The 18,630-nt window shown below is 38.2% G+C and carries 17 protein-coding genes; 7 read left to right on the forward strand and 10 right to left on the reverse strand.

Translation table 11 applies throughout. From position 1 onward, the window contains the following. Positions 1–57: 57 nt before the first annotated feature. From VXQ92_RS07675 to rfbB, 10 genes are all read right to left on the reverse strand, one after another. Positions 58–1,206, reverse strand: coding sequence for a glycosyltransferase family 4 protein (locus tag VXQ92_RS07675; protein WP_416681012.1), 1,149 nt, complete (start codon positions 1,204–1,206; stop codon positions 58–60). Next, a complete protein-coding gene (locus tag VXQ92_RS07680) occupies positions 1,206–2,072 on the reverse strand; it encodes a glycosyltransferase family 2 protein (RefSeq protein WP_416681013.1) in 867 nt (288 codons plus the stop codon). The genes VXQ92_RS07675 and VXQ92_RS07680 overlap by 1 nt, the downstream gene beginning before the upstream one ends. A gap of 2 nt (positions 2,073–2,074) precedes the next feature. Beyond that, positions 2,075–3,217, reverse strand: coding sequence for an O-antigen ligase family protein (locus VXQ92_RS07685; protein WP_416681014.1), 1,143 nt, complete (start codon positions 3,215–3,217; stop codon positions 2,075–2,077). 150 nt (positions 3,218–3,367) lie between these two features. Continuing rightward, positions 3,368–4,255 (reverse strand): glycosyltransferase family 2 protein, encoded by an 888-nt coding sequence (locus VXQ92_RS07690; RefSeq protein ID WP_416681015.1) that lies wholly within the window; start codon positions 4,253–4,255, stop codon positions 3,368–3,370. 13 nt (positions 4,256–4,268) lie between these two features. Then, positions 4,269–5,513 carry an O-antigen translocase gene (locus VXQ92_RS07695; protein ID WP_416681016.1) on the reverse strand — a complete coding sequence of 415 codons (1,245 nt, stop codon included), beginning with the start codon at positions 5,511–5,513 and terminating at the stop codon, positions 4,269–4,271. Further along, the gene (locus VXQ92_RS07700; protein WP_416681017.1) at positions 5,514–6,629 is read right to left on the reverse strand and encodes a DegT/DnrJ/EryC1/StrS family aminotransferase; all 1,116 of its coding nucleotides are present in this window, start codon (positions 6,627–6,629) and stop codon (positions 5,514–5,516) included. A gap of 62 nt (positions 6,630–6,691) precedes the next feature. Continuing rightward, complete coding sequence (locus VXQ92_RS07705; protein WP_416681018.1) at positions 6,692–7,783, reverse strand: acyltransferase family protein; 1,092 nt, start codon at positions 7,781–7,783, stop codon at positions 6,692–6,694. Between the two features lie 69 nt (positions 7,784–7,852). Further along, positions 7,853–8,266, reverse strand: a complete 414-nt coding sequence (locus tag VXQ92_RS07710) for a sugar 3,4-ketoisomerase (protein ID WP_416681019.1) — start codon at positions 8,264–8,266, stop codon at positions 7,853–7,855. Positions 8,267–8,271: 5 nt separating this feature from the next. Beyond that, positions 8,272–9,147 (reverse strand): glucose-1-phosphate thymidylyltransferase RfbA, encoded by an 876-nt coding sequence (gene rfbA / locus VXQ92_RS07715; protein ID WP_064096885.1) that lies wholly within the window; start codon positions 9,145–9,147, stop codon positions 8,272–8,274. Next, positions 9,147–10,205: a dTDP-glucose 4,6-dehydratase gene (rfbB, locus tag VXQ92_RS07720; RefSeq protein WP_191730838.1), complete on the reverse strand. Its 1,059-nt coding sequence runs from the start codon at positions 10,203–10,205 to the stop codon at positions 9,147–9,149. The genes rfbA and rfbB overlap by 1 nt, the downstream gene beginning before the upstream one ends. 741 nt (positions 10,206–10,946) lie before the next feature. Between rfbB and VXQ92_RS07725 the strand changes: the two genes are divergently transcribed. From VXQ92_RS07725 to mutY, 7 genes are all read left to right on the forward strand, one after another. After that, on the forward strand, positions 10,947–12,023 hold the full coding sequence (locus VXQ92_RS07725) for a polysaccharide biosynthesis/export family protein (protein ID WP_416681020.1): 1,077 nt from the start codon (positions 10,947–10,949) through the stop codon (positions 12,021–12,023). Positions 12,024–12,276: 253 nt separating this feature from the next. Beyond that, the gene (locus VXQ92_RS07730; protein WP_416681021.1) at positions 12,277–14,460 is read left to right on the forward strand and encodes a polysaccharide biosynthesis tyrosine autokinase; all 2,184 of its coding nucleotides are present in this window, start codon (positions 12,277–12,279) and stop codon (positions 14,458–14,460) included. Between the two features lie 166 nt (positions 14,461–14,626). Continuing rightward, positions 14,627–15,331, forward strand: coding sequence for an FKBP-type peptidyl-prolyl cis-trans isomerase (locus tag VXQ92_RS07735; RefSeq protein ID WP_064096882.1), 705 nt, complete (start codon positions 14,627–14,629; stop codon positions 15,329–15,331). 49 nt (positions 15,332–15,380) lie between these two features. Next, complete coding sequence (locus VXQ92_RS07740) at positions 15,381–16,070, forward strand: FKBP-type peptidyl-prolyl cis-trans isomerase (RefSeq protein ID WP_064096881.1); 690 nt, start codon at positions 15,381–15,383, stop codon at positions 16,068–16,070. 163 nt (positions 16,071–16,233) lie between these two features. Continuing rightward, the gene (locus VXQ92_RS07745) at positions 16,234–16,968 is read left to right on the forward strand and encodes a dienelactone hydrolase family protein (RefSeq protein WP_416681022.1); all 735 of its coding nucleotides are present in this window, start codon (positions 16,234–16,236) and stop codon (positions 16,966–16,968) included. Positions 16,969–17,059: 91 nt separating this feature from the next. After that, positions 17,060–17,422, forward strand: a complete 363-nt coding sequence (locus tag VXQ92_RS07750; protein WP_064101661.1) for an HIT family protein — start codon at positions 17,060–17,062, stop codon at positions 17,420–17,422. Positions 17,423–17,582: 160 nt separating this feature from the next. Next, complete coding sequence (mutY, locus tag VXQ92_RS07755) at positions 17,583–18,611, forward strand: A/G-specific adenine glycosylase (protein WP_416681023.1); 1,029 nt, start codon at positions 17,583–17,585, stop codon at positions 18,609–18,611. The last annotated feature ends 19 nt before the right edge of the window (positions 18,612–18,630 follow it).

Below are 18,630 nucleotides of genomic sequence, written 5' to 3' on the forward strand. Positions count from 1 at the left end.
TTTAAAATTAGGTATAGCTAAAATTTAATTTTTATAATTAAAAAATATTTTTAAGAGCTAAATCATTTCTAATATTTGTAACAACCGATGATTAACATGATCAGCATTAAAATTCTTTTTGGCATACAAAAATCCTTGATATCCCATTTTATTTACCTGTTCCGGATGCTCTATAAAATAAATCATTTTGTTTACTAATGCCCTTACATCCCATTTTGGAATCAGAAAGCCCGTAACTTCATTTACTACAGTCTGATTGCAGCCTGGTACATCAGTAGTAATTACCGGCCTTCCTATTGCCATTGCTTCTTGAGTACTGCGAGGTACGCCTTCTCGATAATAGGAAGGTAATACAAAAACTGCACTCTGACGTATTTGTTGATCTACATCCTGTACAAAGCCAGCGTATTCTATAATTCCTGTTTCTATCAATTGATCTAATTGTGCCTGTTTCAGACCCGTGGGGTTTTCAGGATCCAGCCCCCCTATAATTTTAAATGTTATATCGGGATATTTTTGCTTCACTATTTTAGCAGCTTCTAAATATTCAAATATACCCTTTTCAGCAATGAGCCTGGCAATAAAGATAAAAGATAATTTTTTTTGATCATCCCATTTCGTATAAGCATAATCATGCAAATTAAGACCAATTGGTCCCAGGACTTGAATTGCATTTCTTTTATGGGGAAGGTTATAACGATGGACTAGATCTTTGGGGTCTTCGCGATTAAGAAAAATAATTTTGTCTAGATATGGAAAGGCCAGCCGATATAGAGAAATTTGTACAAAGCGTATGAATTGGGCTTTCAGACTGAGCCCATGTTTATGAATGGTAAAAGGCGAACCCAATCCTTCAATCATGCCATAGATATAAGGAACCTTGGTTCTGTAAGCAGCCAAAGTTGCATAAATAACCGGTTTAGTTGAATATGAAAATACAATATCAGGTTGAATTTCTTTTATTTTTTTAATCAGCTGATAGGTTGAACCCAGATCAGCCAATGGGTTTAATCCACCACGACTAAGTTTATAGGTAACCAGCGTAACTCCTAAACTTTTTATTTTTTCCAACCATTCACTGGTGTATTCAGACACAAAAGCATAAACATGATAATTCTGTGCTAAACAGGACAAAATGAAATCTTTGCGGAAGCCATAAAGATTAGAAGCTGTTGTTCCAATGATAATAATTTTTTTAGAGACCATTATTTTATACGCTCTATGAGTTCTAATTGTGATATATAAAAGTTTTTATCCTCATCAGAAACAGCGGTTATCCTACGACTATGTAAAATCTTCATTAACTTCAAAAAATCTAATGTTTTTACAATAATTTTTTTTATCTCAAATTTTAAAAGAATCCTATTTTTCTCGCGATCAGCGATTATATTATTATAATATTTTTTGATTACTTCAATCTGGGTATTATAACCACGGATCATTTTCTCTTTTTTTACATTTTCTACTTCTCGATAAAAATACAAGGGTTCTTGCATCACCACATAATTAAAATCATTTTTTATAGCTGCTGAGAGCCATAATTCATAATCTTCAGCTAGGCAGTTATTTTCCTGATAAGGATTTCTTTGACACCAAGCCTTACGTGCAAGAAGTGAAGGATGTAATAAATTTGTCAACCCTTGCAAAATTTCTTTTGGCTGCATCTGGTGGGTAGAAAAAATTCTTTTTCCCAGAATTTCATTTTTATTTCCAATGGAATACAAGCTGGTAACAACTAAATCAATTTCTGGATTTTCATTTAGGACTTTAATCTGTTTTTCAAGCCGGTCTACAGCCATTAAATCATCAGCATCCATACGCGCAATAATGTCATATTTTGCTTCACTAATAATCTGATTTAAGCGATAGGGTAATCTTCTATTATAGCCATCAGAAATGATACGGATTCGATGATCGAGAAATGATCGGGCTATTTCTAAAGATCGGTCTGTTGAACCATCATCTACCAGTATGAGTTCCCAGTCTTGAAAAGTTTGGGCAAGGACAGATTTAATCGCATCTTCCAAGAATTTTTCAGCATTAAAAAATGGAATTCCGATAGAAATATACATATTTATTCATCCTTATTATTATTTGAAAATAATAAAAAAGCCGCCAATAAAAACCAAAAAATAATTGTTCTTGCGCTATAAGTGGTGAATCCATATAACATTGGCCCTAATAATATCATCTTATTGGAAAGCGATAGTTTCTTGAATATTTGATATAAAAATATTAAAAATAAGGATATTCCTATAATCCCATAATAAAATAAGATACCTAACCAAGTTGAGTGAATTTCATTTCCTGTAGGGTTATATAACCAGTGGGCGCCTTGCCCAGCACCAAAAATTAAATATTGAGGATAATCTAAAAAACTAAAAAGACCACGCCCTTCTACCTGACTGTCTCGTTGATCTAACCCTTCCATAAAGCGTAGTACAACGCTATCAAAGACCCCCAAGTTATATAAAAAGTAGCTTAAGCTTCCAAAAAGCACTAATGTTCCAATGAATACAAATATTCTTTTATTCAGGTCCCCTTTTTGACTAAATATAAGTCCCAGAGTTAACATTAAAAAACCAATTGAAGCAGATCGTGACATGGTCAATAAAATCAAGAATAAGGCTAAAAAATAGACAGTTATTTTTTTAAAGCCGTTTCCTGAAATATATAGGTAAATTGCACAGCTACTCAGCACCCAAAATGCCATCTGGTTAGGATCATTAAAAAGACCATTGTATCGAGGTTCAAAATCATAACGACCTAAGTTGCTTGCCCAGATAATAATTTCAACAATATAGGAAAAAGGGATCAGGAATAATAATTTTTCATAGAAAAAATTAATCTGAACTTGATTTAAATTCATCATTAATAGAAAAAACAATAAATTAAATATCCAGTAAACAGTCGACATCATATAACTTGAATCGAGAACAATTAAATACCAAGCAAAATTTACACAAATTGCATAAGCAACAAATAATAAAATTATATTTGAATATTCAATATTTATTTTAGAGCTTTTGCTAAATAGCAATAAAATAGCACCCATAATAAAAATATGGCTGAATTGGGGAACTCCACTTGACCAAAAATAAAACTGAGATAAAAAAAATGAAAATAGTATAAGATATATAATTGATTTATCTCTTATATTAGTATCACTTAAAAAAATAATGTTATTTTTTGAATTAGTTTCATTTAAAATAATCATTATCTATTCCTTTTTTATTGTCCTTTACTTAGCAGAAAAGCAAAAGAACCGATTAATATTTATATTATTAATTTAATTATTTTCTTATTTAAGATATTTTAAAATTATGTTTTCTAACAAAATTAATAATATTTATCAAACTTATTTATATTAAAAATCTTTTTTAATAAGTAACCAGTAAAAAAACCTGAAAAAATCATATGTTAAAATTTCAGATGGATATTCTCTCAAAATACTGAGCATTTTTTCTAATGATTGCTTTTTGGAAAACAACCCCAACTCAAATGCATTTATCCATAAAGCTCTTTTTTTTGCTTTATTAAATAGAATATGATTTTGGTAGTCATTTAAAATCATCATTCTCGAATCATGCATAAGTGACGTCTGTTTATGCATATTATTATCATGTAGCCTGTATTTAGCAAAAATAACAGGAAGATAACATAACTCCCCTTCCTGTGCTAAAAGCAGCCACATATACCAATCTTCGATTTTTACCTTAGCATCATAACCGCCAATTTTTTTCAAAGCTTTAGATCGGATCAGTTGGGTCGTCGCTGGCAAATCATGTTCTAATAATAAAATTTTTTCAAAATTATAACTTTGTCTTTTTTTTACCCTGTTTTTAACAAGCTTAGAATCATTATCAATAACTGCCACTCCTCCAAATACTGCGATACAATTTTTGTTCTGGTTTAAAAATTCGGATTGTATTTTTATTTTATCTTTTAAGATTATATCATCTGAAGCCAGAGAAGAAAAATATTCTCCCTGTGTCCATTCTAATGCTTCATTCAAGGTTGCACTCAAGCCCTGATTGGGTCGATGTCTAAACTCAAATCGGGTAAATCGTTTTTCACAGAGCGGAATCAGTTCTTGGATTTTTTCTACGGAAGAATCTGTAGATCCATCATCAATGACAATTAACTCAATATTCTGATACGACTGGTCAATGACACTCCGGATACTGTCACACACAAATCTCTCATGATTATAACTTGGTATAATGATAGAAATTAAAGGGTATTCAATTTTCATATTATATCTCTTTTTATTTTAATGGTTTAAATATAAATAAACTGATAACTATCCAATATATCCCGTAATTTACCAGGTAAGCAATTGAAACCCCTTCAAATCCAAAAACCTGGGTACATACATAAGTCAAAACCAGAAGGGACACAGTAAATATAATTTCTGTAGAAATATACAGTTTGGTCATGGCTTTGCTTAACATTAAATAAGCAAGTATCCAGCTCCCTATTTTTAATGCATCACCCATCATTTGCCAAAAGAACAGGCTTTGCATGGGTGCGAAAGAGGGACTGAACAATACGTTGATAATCCAATCACGTAGCACAAAAACGATGATTCCACCTGCCACAGCCAGTGGAAACAGGAACTTGTAGCCTAAATAGATTTCTTTCTTAATTTCATCAAGCATCTTGAGTTCTGATAAACGTGGTAAGTAATAGACTCCCAATATTGTTGTAACCAGCATCAGGTATACGGTACTTAGACGGATCATCGCTTCCCAGTATCCTGCATATGCCAGACCAAACTCCCGGCTTAAATAGGCGCGAATCAGCATTTGTGATAAAGGCACACAGATGGCACTCACCAATGCCATCCAGACAAAAGAACTAAATTTTTTAGTAATTTCGAGGTCTATTTTTCCAAACAGAGATGAAAATTTAAACCACTTCGCTCGATAACACAGAAATAAAGTCACTATAAATGCAATAGACTGATAAATAGATAATGCAATCAAGGCACCATATAGATGTAATTTTATAGCCAAAATACTGGTAATAATAAGCGCGAATAAACTGCCTGCAATATTGGCAATGACCAGTTTTAATATTTCTTTTTTGCCATTTAGTATTGCTAAAAACAAGGTATTAAAATTAAAAAATACTAAAAATACTGCGAACCATACGAAAACATTTTGATATTCAAGAGTATGAAATATATACAATGATAGCTGGCTTTGGAAAATTAAAATTAATATTGCAAAAATCAGGCTGAATAGAAAAACAAGACTGCCTGCCGTTTTCCAGATTGCACGTTGTCTGTTTTGGTCTTCATGATACTCGGCCGTATATTTAATGACGGCAGTATTAATTGCACTACCCGCAAAAGTGGTCACCATTTGAATAAAATTTTGAAATTGTCCTAAAGCGGCATATCCAGTCGGTCCCAGATATACAGCCAGAATTTTATTCAGTACAAACAGGGTTAGGGTCTTAATCAACACCGCCACACCATTGAGTACGCTGGTCGTAAGTAAATTCATCTATATTTGAAAACCATTACATAACTGAACAACCTGCTTCGCTTCATCTACAGATAAAGTAGGCCCGATGGGCAAGCTCAAGACCTCGGCATGAATTTGTTCTGAAATTGGTAAACTTAAGTCATTCCACTCTTTATAAGCTTGTTGTTTATGCGGTGGAATCGGATAATGAATCAGTGTCTGTACCCCATGGTCTGCCAGATATTTTTGTAATTCTTCCCGATGTCGGGTTCGAATGACAAACAAATGCCAAACATGCTGGGTATAAGTTTCCGTGTCTATATTTATGAGTGGAAGCTCAAGGGCCGGATTTTGAATTCCTTTTAAATAGAGATCTGCAATCTGGCGGCGATGCTGGTTCTCCCGGTCCAAAAATTTCAGTTTTATATTTAGAATTGCAGCCTGGATTTCATCAAGGCGACTATTTACTCCAGGTACCAGATTTTTATATTTTTCATGTGAACCATAATTACGTATAGCCTTTAGCATATCGGCTAACTCGGCATCGTTGGTGGTAATCGCGCCCCCGTCTCCTAATGCACCCAAGTTTTTACCCGGATAAAAACTAAAGCCTGAGGCATCTCCCCAATTTCCTGCTTTTTTACCCCCTATTTCAGCACCGTGAGCTTGGGCTGAATCCTCTAAAACCAGTAAATGGTATTTCTTGGCAATACTCATAATTTCTGGCATTGCAGCAAGCTGTCCATATAAATGAACTGGTAAAATTGCCTTGGTTCGGTCTGTAATGGCTGCTTCAATTTTTTTAGTATCAATATTAAAGGTATGAATATCCGGTTCGACCAGCACCGGTTTTAAATTATTTTGTGAAATCGCCAGAATACTTGCGATATAGGTATTTGAAGGCACAATGACTTCATCCCCTTCATGGAGTTTGCCCAATTCCTTCCAGGCACGCAGGGTCAAAATAAGTGCATCCAGTCCATTCGCCACTCCGACGGCATACTGTGTACCACAATAGTTTGCAAAATTTCGTTCAAATTCTTCTAATTCTTTGCCACATATATACCAGCCTGAATCAATGACCTGCGTACAAGCAGTGATAAGTTTTTCACGGTATTGTGCATTTATTGCTTTTAGATCAAGAAAAGGAATCATTCTTATCAATCTCACATCATTTTTTATTTATTTTTGAATTTCAATTTTATTAAAATCAAAGTTTATTTATTTAGTCCATAATTCTTAGATTTAAAACCTGGTTCTAATAAAAATTGTTTCATTTTCCTATTGAGAGGTTTTTCGATATATTTATACATTAAAAAACTAGCGATCAAGGTAATTATAAAAATAATTCCTGAAAACAGCATTAAATCTATATCGAATGACAGTAGCTTTTTTATATAATTTAAAACTTGAATTTCTAAAACATGAAGCAGATAAAAAGAAAAACTAATTTCACCCGCTAGTACCATATATTTACTTGATAAAAATCTAGTAATAATGCTCTTTTCCTTTGCAACATGAGATAATGCAAAAACAAGGATAATAGCTGCCATCGGTAGCCAGTAGTAAATAGAATACCTGTAACTTATATTGATATCATCATGAAATACAAAGAATAGAACAAAAAGCAAAATTGCTGCAATTTCAATAACGAAAACAGGTCGGTTTATTTTAGAGTAACTTAATTTTATTTTTTCAAAAATATCAAACAGGACCATGCCCAGTAAAAAATCAGAAAAACGCACAAATGGCGAGATATATAACCAATAGTGATTCTGATTTTTATCCAGCTGAAAATTTAATAGTAAAATACCTATAAAATACAAAATAAAAATATAGCCTCTTAATTTTTCAGAGATTAAAAGTGCAAAGGGAAAAAGTAAGTAAAAGAACATTTCATCAGAAATACTCCAGGAAGGAGAATTTAATGAAAAATGAATATTTTCTTCCAGAAAAAAGCTTTGCATCAGAAAAATATGCTGAAACAGGTATTCCCACCCTTGTCCATACTGGATAAAGGTTAATAGAAGCACAATCACCGTAGTTGCAATATGTACCGGATATACCCGTGCTAAGCGAGAAATATAAAACTCTTTTTTTGAAATACTTCCAGTGAGAAATTTTTCTCTATAGTTATAGGCTAAAATAAATCCGCTTAATATAAAGAAGAAACTGACACCTAAAAATCCTTCATTAAAAATATTATTAAAAACATCTGCATAATATGTGTCATTTTTAAGAAAAGCCAAATGACTCAGAAAAACAAATAGTGCAAAAAACATACGCAACGATGTAAGCGGCTTAATCATCTCATACATCTCCTTAATATTTATTATTATTTAAAACCCTGTTTTTTGTTATGCTATTATTTTAATTCACTATTGCGTACAGGTCTTATGCAGTTCTTTTAAAAACTGGTCATAATTGCGGATATAATCGCTTTCTTCATAATAATCGCTTGCCAATACCAGCAATATGCAATCTTTGGAAAAATCATGCATCTCATGCCAAACCATTGGCGGGATAAATAATCCTTTATTAGACTGACCTATTAAGACCTCTAGCTTTTCTTTGCCATTATCCATCAGCATTTTGCAACTGCCTTGAATGCAAAAAGCAATTTGTTGAAGGTCTTTATGTGCATGAAATCCACGAGGAACATCAGGCTGAGCAGCGAAAATATAATAGAGCCTCTGTATACTAAAAGGAACATTCCGATTGGCTTCGGCGACCACCAAGCGGCCACGATGATCTCCCAGATTAGGTAATTCTATCCATTCGATAAGATTCATCGTTATTACCCCACTAAAGAAATCAGATATTGTCCATAGCCATTTTTATTCATTGTTTGACCAATCGCTAAAACTTCCTCTCTGCTCAGCCAGCCATTATTCAATGCAATTTCTTCCAGGCAGGCCACTTTATAACCCTGACGTTTTTCAATAGTTTCTACAAATTGAGCTGCCTCAAGCAGACTGCCCTGTGTTCCTGTATCCAACCAGGCAAACCCACGCCCCAACAATTCAACATTTAAATCACCTCGTTCCAGATATGCCTGATTAATCGAGGTAATTTCCAGCTCACCCCGTTCGGATGGTTGCACCTGTTTGGCAATTTGAATCACATCATTGTCATAAAAATACAGGCCAGTTACGGCGAAGTTAGATTTAGGATGTTTCGGTTTTTCTTCAATTGAAATCACACGGTGCTGTTCATCAAATTCCACCACGCCAAAGCGCTCAGGATCTTTCACCTGATAACCAAATACCGTTGCTCCTTTTTGCCGTGCTGCAGCTTGACGTAGCATAGGGGTAAAACCTTGCCCGTAGAAAATATTATCGCCCAGCACCAGGCATACATTGCTTTGGCCAATAAATTTTTCGCCCAGGATAAAGGCTTGTGCCAAACCATCAGGGCGAGGCTGAATTGCATAACTCAGCTCCATGCCAAACTGTGAACCATCTCCTAATAAACGCTTAAACCCCTCAATATCCTCTGGCGTACTAATAACCAGAACGTCACTGATACCGGCTAACATCAGGACAGATAATGGATAATAAACCATCGGTTTGTCATAAATCGGAAGTAGCTGTTTCGAGATGCCTTTGGTAATAGGATGCAAACGTGTGCCCGAACCACCGGCTAAAATAATCCCCTTGGTTGTGCTAGCCATTAGACTGCCTCCCCTAAACGTTCACGCTGATAAGAACCATCCTGAACGCGATGACACCATGTCAGATTATCCAGATACCACTTCACAGTTTTACGGATACCGGTCTCGAATGATTCCTGTGGCTTCCACCCCAGTTCCCGTTCAATTTTTGATGCATCAATGGCATAGCGCAGATCATGTCCAGGCCGATCATTAACAAAAGTGATGAGGCTTTCATAACGTTCCCCATTCAGTTGAGGTTTTAATTCATCTAAAATCTGACAGATGGTTTTGACTACGTCTATATTTTGTTTTTCATTCCATCCACCAATATTATAGGTCTCACCTACAATGCCTTGAGTCGCAACCTGATATAAAGCGCGGGCATGGTCTTCTACGAAAAGCCAGTCTCGAACCTGCTGACCGTTACCATACACTGGTAAGGACTTCCCTTCCAAAGCATTGAGGATCATCAAAGGAATCAGTTTTTCAGGAAAATGATAAGGTCCATAGTTATTGGAACAGTTTGTGATCACGACTGGCAAACCATAAGTTCTATGCCAGGCACGTACCAGATGATCCGAGCTGGCCTTACTGGCCGAATAAGGTGAACTTGGCAAGTAAGGTGTGGTTTCTGCAAACAGATCGGTTGTGCCTTCCAAATCTCCATAGACCTCATCTGTTGAAATATGGTGGAATTTGAATCTGGATTTTTTAATTTCAGGCAGCTTTTGCCAATACTTTCGTGCAGCTTCTAATAAGGTATAGGTACCGACAATATTTGTTTTAATAAATTCGGCTGGGCCATCGATGGATCGGTCCACATGAGACTCTGCCGCTAGATGCATGACCACATCGGGTTCAAAGCTTGCAAATAGTCGTGTTAAAGCTGCATGATCACAAATATCAGTTTGAGAGAAATGGTAACGTGGGTGATCCGATATAGAAATTAAAGATTCTAGATTACCCGCATAAGTTAACTTATCAACATTTAAGACTTGATGTTCAGTCTCCTTGACCAGATGCCGGATGACAGCAGATCCAATAAAACCGGCTCCACCAGTCACTAATATTTTCATCACCATTTTAAATACCCTTTAATATTTTTATTCTACTTTTCACTAATTATTTTTAATATATTGATGCCTTTTAAGCGTCTCTTTTTTATTGATTTGTTTATAAGATATATTAATTCTATTACACAAGCCACTTACAAAAAAAGCCGATACTTAAATGTAGTTACATTTTATGAATCTATTTTAGTTTTTAAAAATATTTTTACCCTATATTGATCTTAATCTTGTACATACCTTCTAGCCAATATTGCTCTAATATTCATCATTTTTTTTATTCCAATACTTTAATTAACAATGTTTTATTTTAATTGCATAAGGCATAATTATTTTATAAATTATTAAACTAATGCTTAAATTAAATAAAAATCAACAATCTAAGAAACCTTTAGATCAGATAAAAATTATATGAAAATACTTTCCTCGATTAATTTCTATCGTTATTGCTTCTTTCATAGGATTCAACTCATCTATTAAAAAATAACAATTAGAAACAATTAATCTTCTTTATAACCTTAAAAAATTTTCTATATCTCTACCGCTTGTTCGATCAAGCTTTCACGTCCATTTTCGTCCATCTTTTTGCAAAATCTTAGCCTGGCGTTATTTAATTGGGTCAAAAATAGCTATAGACAAGGTATGTGATATATTATATTTTTTAGACGTTAATCACATAAATCGAATTAAAAAAATTAATAATTATTAATAAATACCAATTCTGAACATATAAAAATAAAGGGGTTTCAAGTGAACCATAGACACCTTTTAGGTATTTTTACCTTAAGCCTATCTTTAGTTGGATGTGCAGCAATATCCGGCTTTCAAACCTATAATTTACCGAAAGAAGGTATCTATCAAACTGAGCTGGGAACGCCTGTCAATCTGGTGCAATTAAATCAGCAAACCCTGCCTGTCGTACAGTCGGCCCAAACAAATAATCTCAGTCATTATGCTGCTTTATTTCAGACCGAGGTGCAGGATTACCACTTGAATCCGGGTGATATCTTATCTTTTCAATTATGGGCTTATCCTGAAATCAGTGCCGCCCCTACGGCCAGCGATAATAATAACGGCTATCAAATTGACCGGAATGGTTATATCCACTTTCCATTCATTGGACGCTATAAAGCAGCAGGAAAAACTCTTCCGCAAGTGAATCAGGAAGTACGACGCCTATTAACACCTTATTTAAACCGCCCGGATGTAGTGGTACGCGTGATTTCATATCAAGGACAACGCTATTCTGTGGTTGGCAATGTGAAATCGGCAGGACAGTTTTACCTGTCTGACCAACCGATCAGTGTTTATACAGCATTAGGTCTGGCTGGCGGTATCAATGAGCAGGGTGACTCGACTTCAATTCAACTGGTACGTCAGGGGGTGACCTATGACCTGAATACTATTGCACTGGAAAAGGCTGGATATTCTTTACATAAACTCTTGATTCAACCAAATGACACTCTTTATATCAGCCCTCGTGAAAACCAGAAAATCTATGTGATGGGGGAAGCAGGTGCCAATAAACCGTTGCCAATACGTGATCAGGGAATGACGCTTGCGGATGTGCTGGGTGAAAGTGAAGGCATCAACCCCTATTCAGCGAGTGCTAGCCGGATTTATGTCTTACGTGGCAATTCCGATAACAAGATGACCGACATATATCACTTAAGTTTAAACAACCTTGGAGATTTTGGCCTGGCCAAACAGTTCAAGATGCGTAGTAACGATATTGTCTATGTAGATGCCACAGGTCTGACTCGTTGGGAACGCGTTGTGAGCCAGATTCTTCCATTTTCATATGTCGCTGACTCGGCTATACGATAGGTAATTTAGCTATATATAGTACCAGGTGCTTAATACTGAATAGGAAACAGACATAATAAGAACTGTCTTCTTCTGATCATTATTAAAATATCTGGCCTTATGCGGGTTAGATATTTCAGGAAAGGACCATATAACCAGAATTTTAGAGTCCTTTTTCGAAAAGGCAGCAAGTCTTTGATTATTTTATATAATTTTGTTAAAAAATAACTCACTGACTGGAAAAATCACTTTTAAACTTTTAGATAGTAAAATTATGAACAAAAATAACAATACCGAAAATATGATTGACCTAAAAGGGGTGTTCTTTTCCCTGCTCGCGCAATGGAAACTCATCCTGTTATGTGGCTTGCTCAGCCTGATTGTCGTGCTGCTGTATATACGTACCGCAGCCCCTAGCTATAAGGTAGATGCAATTGTCCAGGTCGAGGAAAGTAGAGGGGCATCAGCTGCTTTATTAGGCAGCCTGTCAAGTATTATTAGTCAGATGTCTTCGTCGAATGCTGAGATTGAGGTGTTAAAATCACGCACTATTCTTGAGTCCGTGATTGATCGTTTAAATCTGGATCTGCATATCGCCAGTACTGAAGAATCTTTTATCAACCGTCTTATTCAGGGAAGAAACTCGCAAACCGAATATCAGCCTGAAACAGTACGCTTTAAAGAAGGTTTTAAAAGCTTTGATATCCGTCAGTTTGAAGTTCCTGCAGCGTATCTGGATAAAAGTCTTCTGCTAAAATTTCAACCACAGAGCTTTAGCCTGATCAATCCAGCTACAGAAGAAATTGTCTTTCAAGGGCCACTTAACCAGGCCGTTCAAGGCAAAGCTGCACAGGGAGACTGGAAAGTTGCCATCTTCACTCAGGATAAGCTAGATAACAGCTATCGGGTACAAAAACTCTCGTTACCTACAGCGATTGATTCCATACTCGCCAATTACTCCGTTACAGAAAAAGGCGAACTGAGTGGTGTTCTGCAGCTTCGTTATCAGGGACAAGATAAACAGCACATCACCAAAGTACTGAACACGATTTTAGCCCTTTATAGCCAGCATAATATTACTCGCCGTTCCACAGAAACAGCCCAAACACTGGCGTTTCTGGATGAACAATTACCGGATTTAAGAAAACAGCTGGATAATGCAGAATTTGCCTTTAACAAATTCCGCCAACAGCATAATACTGTTGATATTGCTAAAGAATCTGAATTGTACTTAAACCAGAGCGTCACCCTGGAAACACAAAAAGTCTTACTCGAACAGAGACAGGCTGAAATAGGTGCCAAATATGCAGCACTACATCCGGCCATGCGGGAAATTACGGCTCAACTTCGGGTCATCAATGGTAAGATTGGCGAGCTGAATACCGCACTTAAAAATGTTCCAGAGATCCAACGCCAGTTCTTGCAACTGTCACGTGATGTAGAAGTCAAACAACAACTGTATACCAACCTGGTAAATTCCTATCAGCAACTGCGCATTGCCAAAGCGGGTGAAATTGGCAATGTCCATATCATTGATACCGCACTTGAACCGATTGACCAGATGCAACAGAAAACACCCCTGATTCTGTTCCTCGCCTTCTGGTTCGGTATTTTCCTGGGAATCCTGGTGGCATTATTCCGCAATATGCTGCGTTCCGGGGTGAAAGAGAGCAGTCAGATAGAATATCAACTCGGACTTCCGGTCTATGCAAATATCGTACACTCACCGAGTCAGAAACCTGGGCTAAAACTCCTGAAAAAGAAAAATATTCCTTTCGTATTGGCCCTTAAACATAGCGATGATATTGCGATCGAAAGTTTGCGCAGCATCCGCACCGCGAGCCATTTTGCCCTTGGCCAGGCCAAGAACAACATCATCATGATTTCAGGTCCCGCACCCAAAGTTGGAAAATCATTTGTTTGTAGCAACCTGGCGGTCATCATGGCAGAAAAAAACAAACGCGTACTGGTGATTGATGCAGACTTGCGTCGTGGACATATCCACAAATATTTTGATCTGGATCATCAAAATGGATTAACTGAATACCTGAATGAGCAAATTACATTAGAACAGACGATACAAAACACCAATCTTCCGAACTTAAATGTCATCACCTGCGGTAAAAGCTCAACCCATCCATCTGAGCTTCTCAATTCAGTACGCTTTCAGGAGCTACTGCAATCTGTGATTCCACACTATGACCATATCATTATTGACACACCACCTGTATTGGCGGTCACGGATGCGACTATCGTAGCCCGATATGTCGGACTCAATTTGGTCGTAGCACGCTATGCAAAAACTCAAATGAAGGAGCTTGAGCTGACATTGAACCGCTTTAAACAAGCCGGTTGTATCGTAAATGGCTTTATCCTGAATGATATTCAACCTTCGGCCGCAGGAAGCTATAGTTACGATTACATTTACAGTTATAAGTCTAGAGTACAAAATAGCTGACCTCATTCATAAAAAAAACCAGCAATTGCTGGTTTTTTTTATGTCTTCCAGCTTCAACAGAATTGCGGTATTCGCTTGCTAAAAAACCACCCATTCTGCAAGATTTCTCAAAATTTTCTGCTAAGATGGAATGAACCTCCACGATAACATTAGATTGGAATAATACATGAGTAAGGCCTTACCGATTGCTGTCGCTGTTCTTTTAGGCGGTGCCGCGCTAGTACCTGTTTACTATGCAACTCAAAACCCAGCTGCTCAAACAACAAAAGCATCTAAAAATGCCTCAGCTGTTTCTAAAATCAGCTATGCACTTGGTTATGAAGTTGCTCACCAAACTCCACCTGAGCTGGATATTGACAGCTTTGTGACAGGTGTTCGTGAAGGTCATGCCCGTACTGCACCTGCTTATACTGAAGAAGAATTACAGGCCGCTTATGAGCAGTTCCAGAAAGAAATGCAGCAAAAGCAAGTCGACAGTGCCAAGCAGGCTCAGGCATCCAGCGATACTTTCCTGACTGAAAATGCCAAAAAAGCAGGAGTAAAAACCACAGCATCTGGTTTGCAATATCTAGTCACTAAAGAAGGCACCGGCAAACAGCCTGCGGCATCGTCAATCGTGAAAGTCCATTACACCGGAAAACTGGTTGATGGTACCGTATTTGACAGCTCGGTCGAACGTGGTGAGCCGATTGAGTTCCCACTCAACCAGGTAATTCCAGGCTGGACCGAAGGGTTGCAACTAATGAAAGAAGGCGGTAAAGCCACGCTATATATTCCGGCAAAACTGGCTTATGGCGAACAGGGCGTACCAGGAACTATTCCTCCTAACAGCACTTTGATTTTTGATGTGGAACTGATCGAAGTCAAATAATCCACGAATAAGGAGAGCATTGTGCTCTCCTTTATTTTGAGAAATGATAATGAAAATACAAATAAGCTTGCTGGTTTTACTGCTAAGTTCTGGCAGTCTTTTTGCCAAAGACATCACCACTAAAAGTTCTGAAGCAGAACAGGTGGGTTACAGCTTTGGTTATCTGATGGGAAAAAGCAATGCAGACTCTTTACAAGGTATTGATCTGGATGCCTTCAGTGCCGGTTTAAAAGCTGCTGCTGCCGGAAAACAGGCGACTTTAAGTGAAGAAGAGATGGCGCGGGTATTGACCCAGTTCAAGCGTCAGGCTGAAGCCAAAGAGCTGATTACCCTAAAAAAACAGGCTGATGAAAATGCCAGAATTGGTCAGGCGTTTCTGGCAGAGAATGCCAAAAAACCTGGGATCAAAACCACCAAATCAGGCCTGCAATATCAGATTCTTCAGGAAGGTAAAGGCAAATCGCCGAATGCAAACAGTAATGTCCGCGTACATTATGAAGGCCGTTTGATTGATGGTACAGTTTTTGACAGTTCGATTGCCCGTAATCAGCCCGTGGTATTCCGTACCACCCAGGTCATTACTGGCTGGACCGAAGGCTTGCAGCTGATGAAAGAAGGTGCCAAATATCGTTTCTTCATTCCGGCTGAACTGGCCTACGGACAAATTGGTTCAGGGGATGTAATTGAGCCGAACAGTACCTTGATTTTTGATGTGGAATTACTGGAAATTATTAAATAATAAATCCTATTTTTCCTGATAAAAAAGCAGAGAGGTTCTAGATTTACCTCTCTTTTTTATGCCTTTCAACCTCCCTAAATTGCAAGTTTTCATGTCACATTCCAATCAGTTTTGCTATGTTATGTTTTAATCAAGCGATTCAACAACAATAGAGGACGTCAGCATGGCAGCAATCAAGACCCGCGAAATTCATTACACTGCACAGGATGGCAGCCCATTAATCGGTTATTTTGCCGCACCAGAAACTGATACTCCTGTTGCTGGTGTACTGGTCGCACCAGAATGGTGGGGTCGTAACGAATATACCGAACAGCGTGCCCGTGAACTTGCAGAACATGGCTATGCGGCCTTGGCCATGGACATGTATGGGGATAAAAAAGTCACCACCAATTCTGATCAGGCATATCAGTGGATGATGCAGACTTTTGCAGATCCTGACACCATCGTTAACCGTGCCACAGCGGCTTTGAATACTCTGGCAGCGCAGGATGAAGTTAATCCCGAAAAACTCGCAGCGATTGGTTTCTGCTACGGAGGCAAAGTCGTACTGGATCTGGCCCGTTCCAATGCCCCATTAAAAGCAGTCGTCACTTTTCATGCCAATCTGACGCCAAAAGCACCGGCTCAGGAAGGTCAGGTACAGGCAGAAATCCTGGTGCTGCATGGAGAACTGGACAGTATGGTAACGCTGGATGATGTTGCCAGTTTCCGCGAGGAAATGCAGGCTGCCAAGGTCAAACATGAAGTGATTGTTTTTGAAAATGCCAAACATGGCTTTAGCAACCCGCTTGCCGATGAACGGGCCAAAGCCAATGGCGTGGATCTTGGCTACAATCCAGAAGCGGAACAAAAAGGCCTGGCAGCAATGTACGCCCTACTGGATCGCTGTTTGGCATAAATAGAAACAACTATTCGGCTTGTTTACAGGCTGAATATTTCAGATACTTCATGAAGAAAAGAAAGATAAATCCTACCAGAGGAGAATGTATATGACGGCTGAAACCAACTGCCCCTACTGCAATTTTGACGAATATGATGTCATTGCCAAAAATGATTATGGTGTGGTGTTGCCTGAACCGAATTCATTGTCCGAAGGTCACTGTGTCGTGATTCCATTACGGCATGTGGCCTCATTTTTTGAAGTGACCGACAAAGAACGTAAAAGTTTGATGTCTTTACTGGAACAGGCACGTAATGAACTGCAATTACGCTACCAGCCTGCCGGATTTCATGTCGGTTTTATTGATGGTGAAGTATTTCAGGAAAAGGTAGAACATCTGCATATTCATATTATTCCGCGTTATGCAGGCAAAACCTTGAAGTTGGATGAGCGCTGGGGAATTAATGATTAACCAGGTTCTATATCAAAAATAAATGCTCTACGGAGCGTTTATTTTTTTGAAATCACTCTTCTGCCCAAATAAATGAGCAGCCATTTTTATCCTACTTTTCACATTCCCACCCTGCTGATTCCGCTATACTAGCTGCTGCTTATTCGGTTGCTAGGTGTTCATGTTCGTATTTTCAGATGCCCTGTTGGAATGGTTTGATGTGCATGGTCGTCATGACTTGCCCTGGCAGGTGACAGATGATCCGTATAAAGTCTGGGTCTCTGAAATCATGTTGCAGCAAACCCAGGTCAAAACTGTACTGCAATATTTCGAACGATTTATCCAGCGTTTTCCGACTGTTCAGGACTTAGGTCAAGCCTCATGGGATGAGGTTGCACCTTACTGGGCAGGTCTCGGTTATTATGCTCGCGCCCGCAATCTGCATAAAGCGGCCGGCATCGTGACGGCACAGCAGCAATTCCCTCATACTCTGGAAGAATGGATGGCTTTGCCCGGCATTGGCCGTTCTACCGCGGGCGCCCTGATGTCACTGGGTTTACGTCAATATGGCGTAATTATGGATGGGAATGTTAAACGGGTATTGTCACGTTTCTTTGCCATTGAAGATGATCTGTCCAAACCGGTGCATGAACGTGCCCTATGGCAACTGGCGGAACAGCTCTGTCCTATTGAACGCAATCATGACTATACCCAGGCGATTATGGATCTGGGAGCAACCGTATGTACGCCAAAAAAGCCTTTGTGTCTGTATTGTCCCATGCAGCAGCATTGCAAGGCACATCAGCAAGGACTGGAAAATGAATTGCCTTTCAAGAAGGCTAAAAAACCGGTTCCGGTACGTTCTGCGCAGGTCTTGCTGATCCAGTCCGGTACAGACTGGCTCTGGCAGCAACGTCCCAATAGTGGTCTTTGGGGCGGTCTCTGGTGTCTGCCGATTATTGAAAATGCACATGAATTGGAACAGCGATGCCAGCAACTGGGCCTGAAAAATATCGTCAAAAAGACCCAGATTAGCCACAGTTTTACCCATTTCACTTGGCACCTTGAAGCGATTGTTTTTGCTGTAGATCAAGATCAGCAGGAGCATCTGGCGATTGAACTGCAAGGCGGCTGGATGAGTCCACAAACAGCAACCGATGCCGGTATTCCGACTGCCATGAAAAAATTGATCACTAGCGTCAATCTGTGACATAGTCTGGACAAAGCAA

This window comes from Acinetobacter sp. 228, assembly GCF_048147885.1.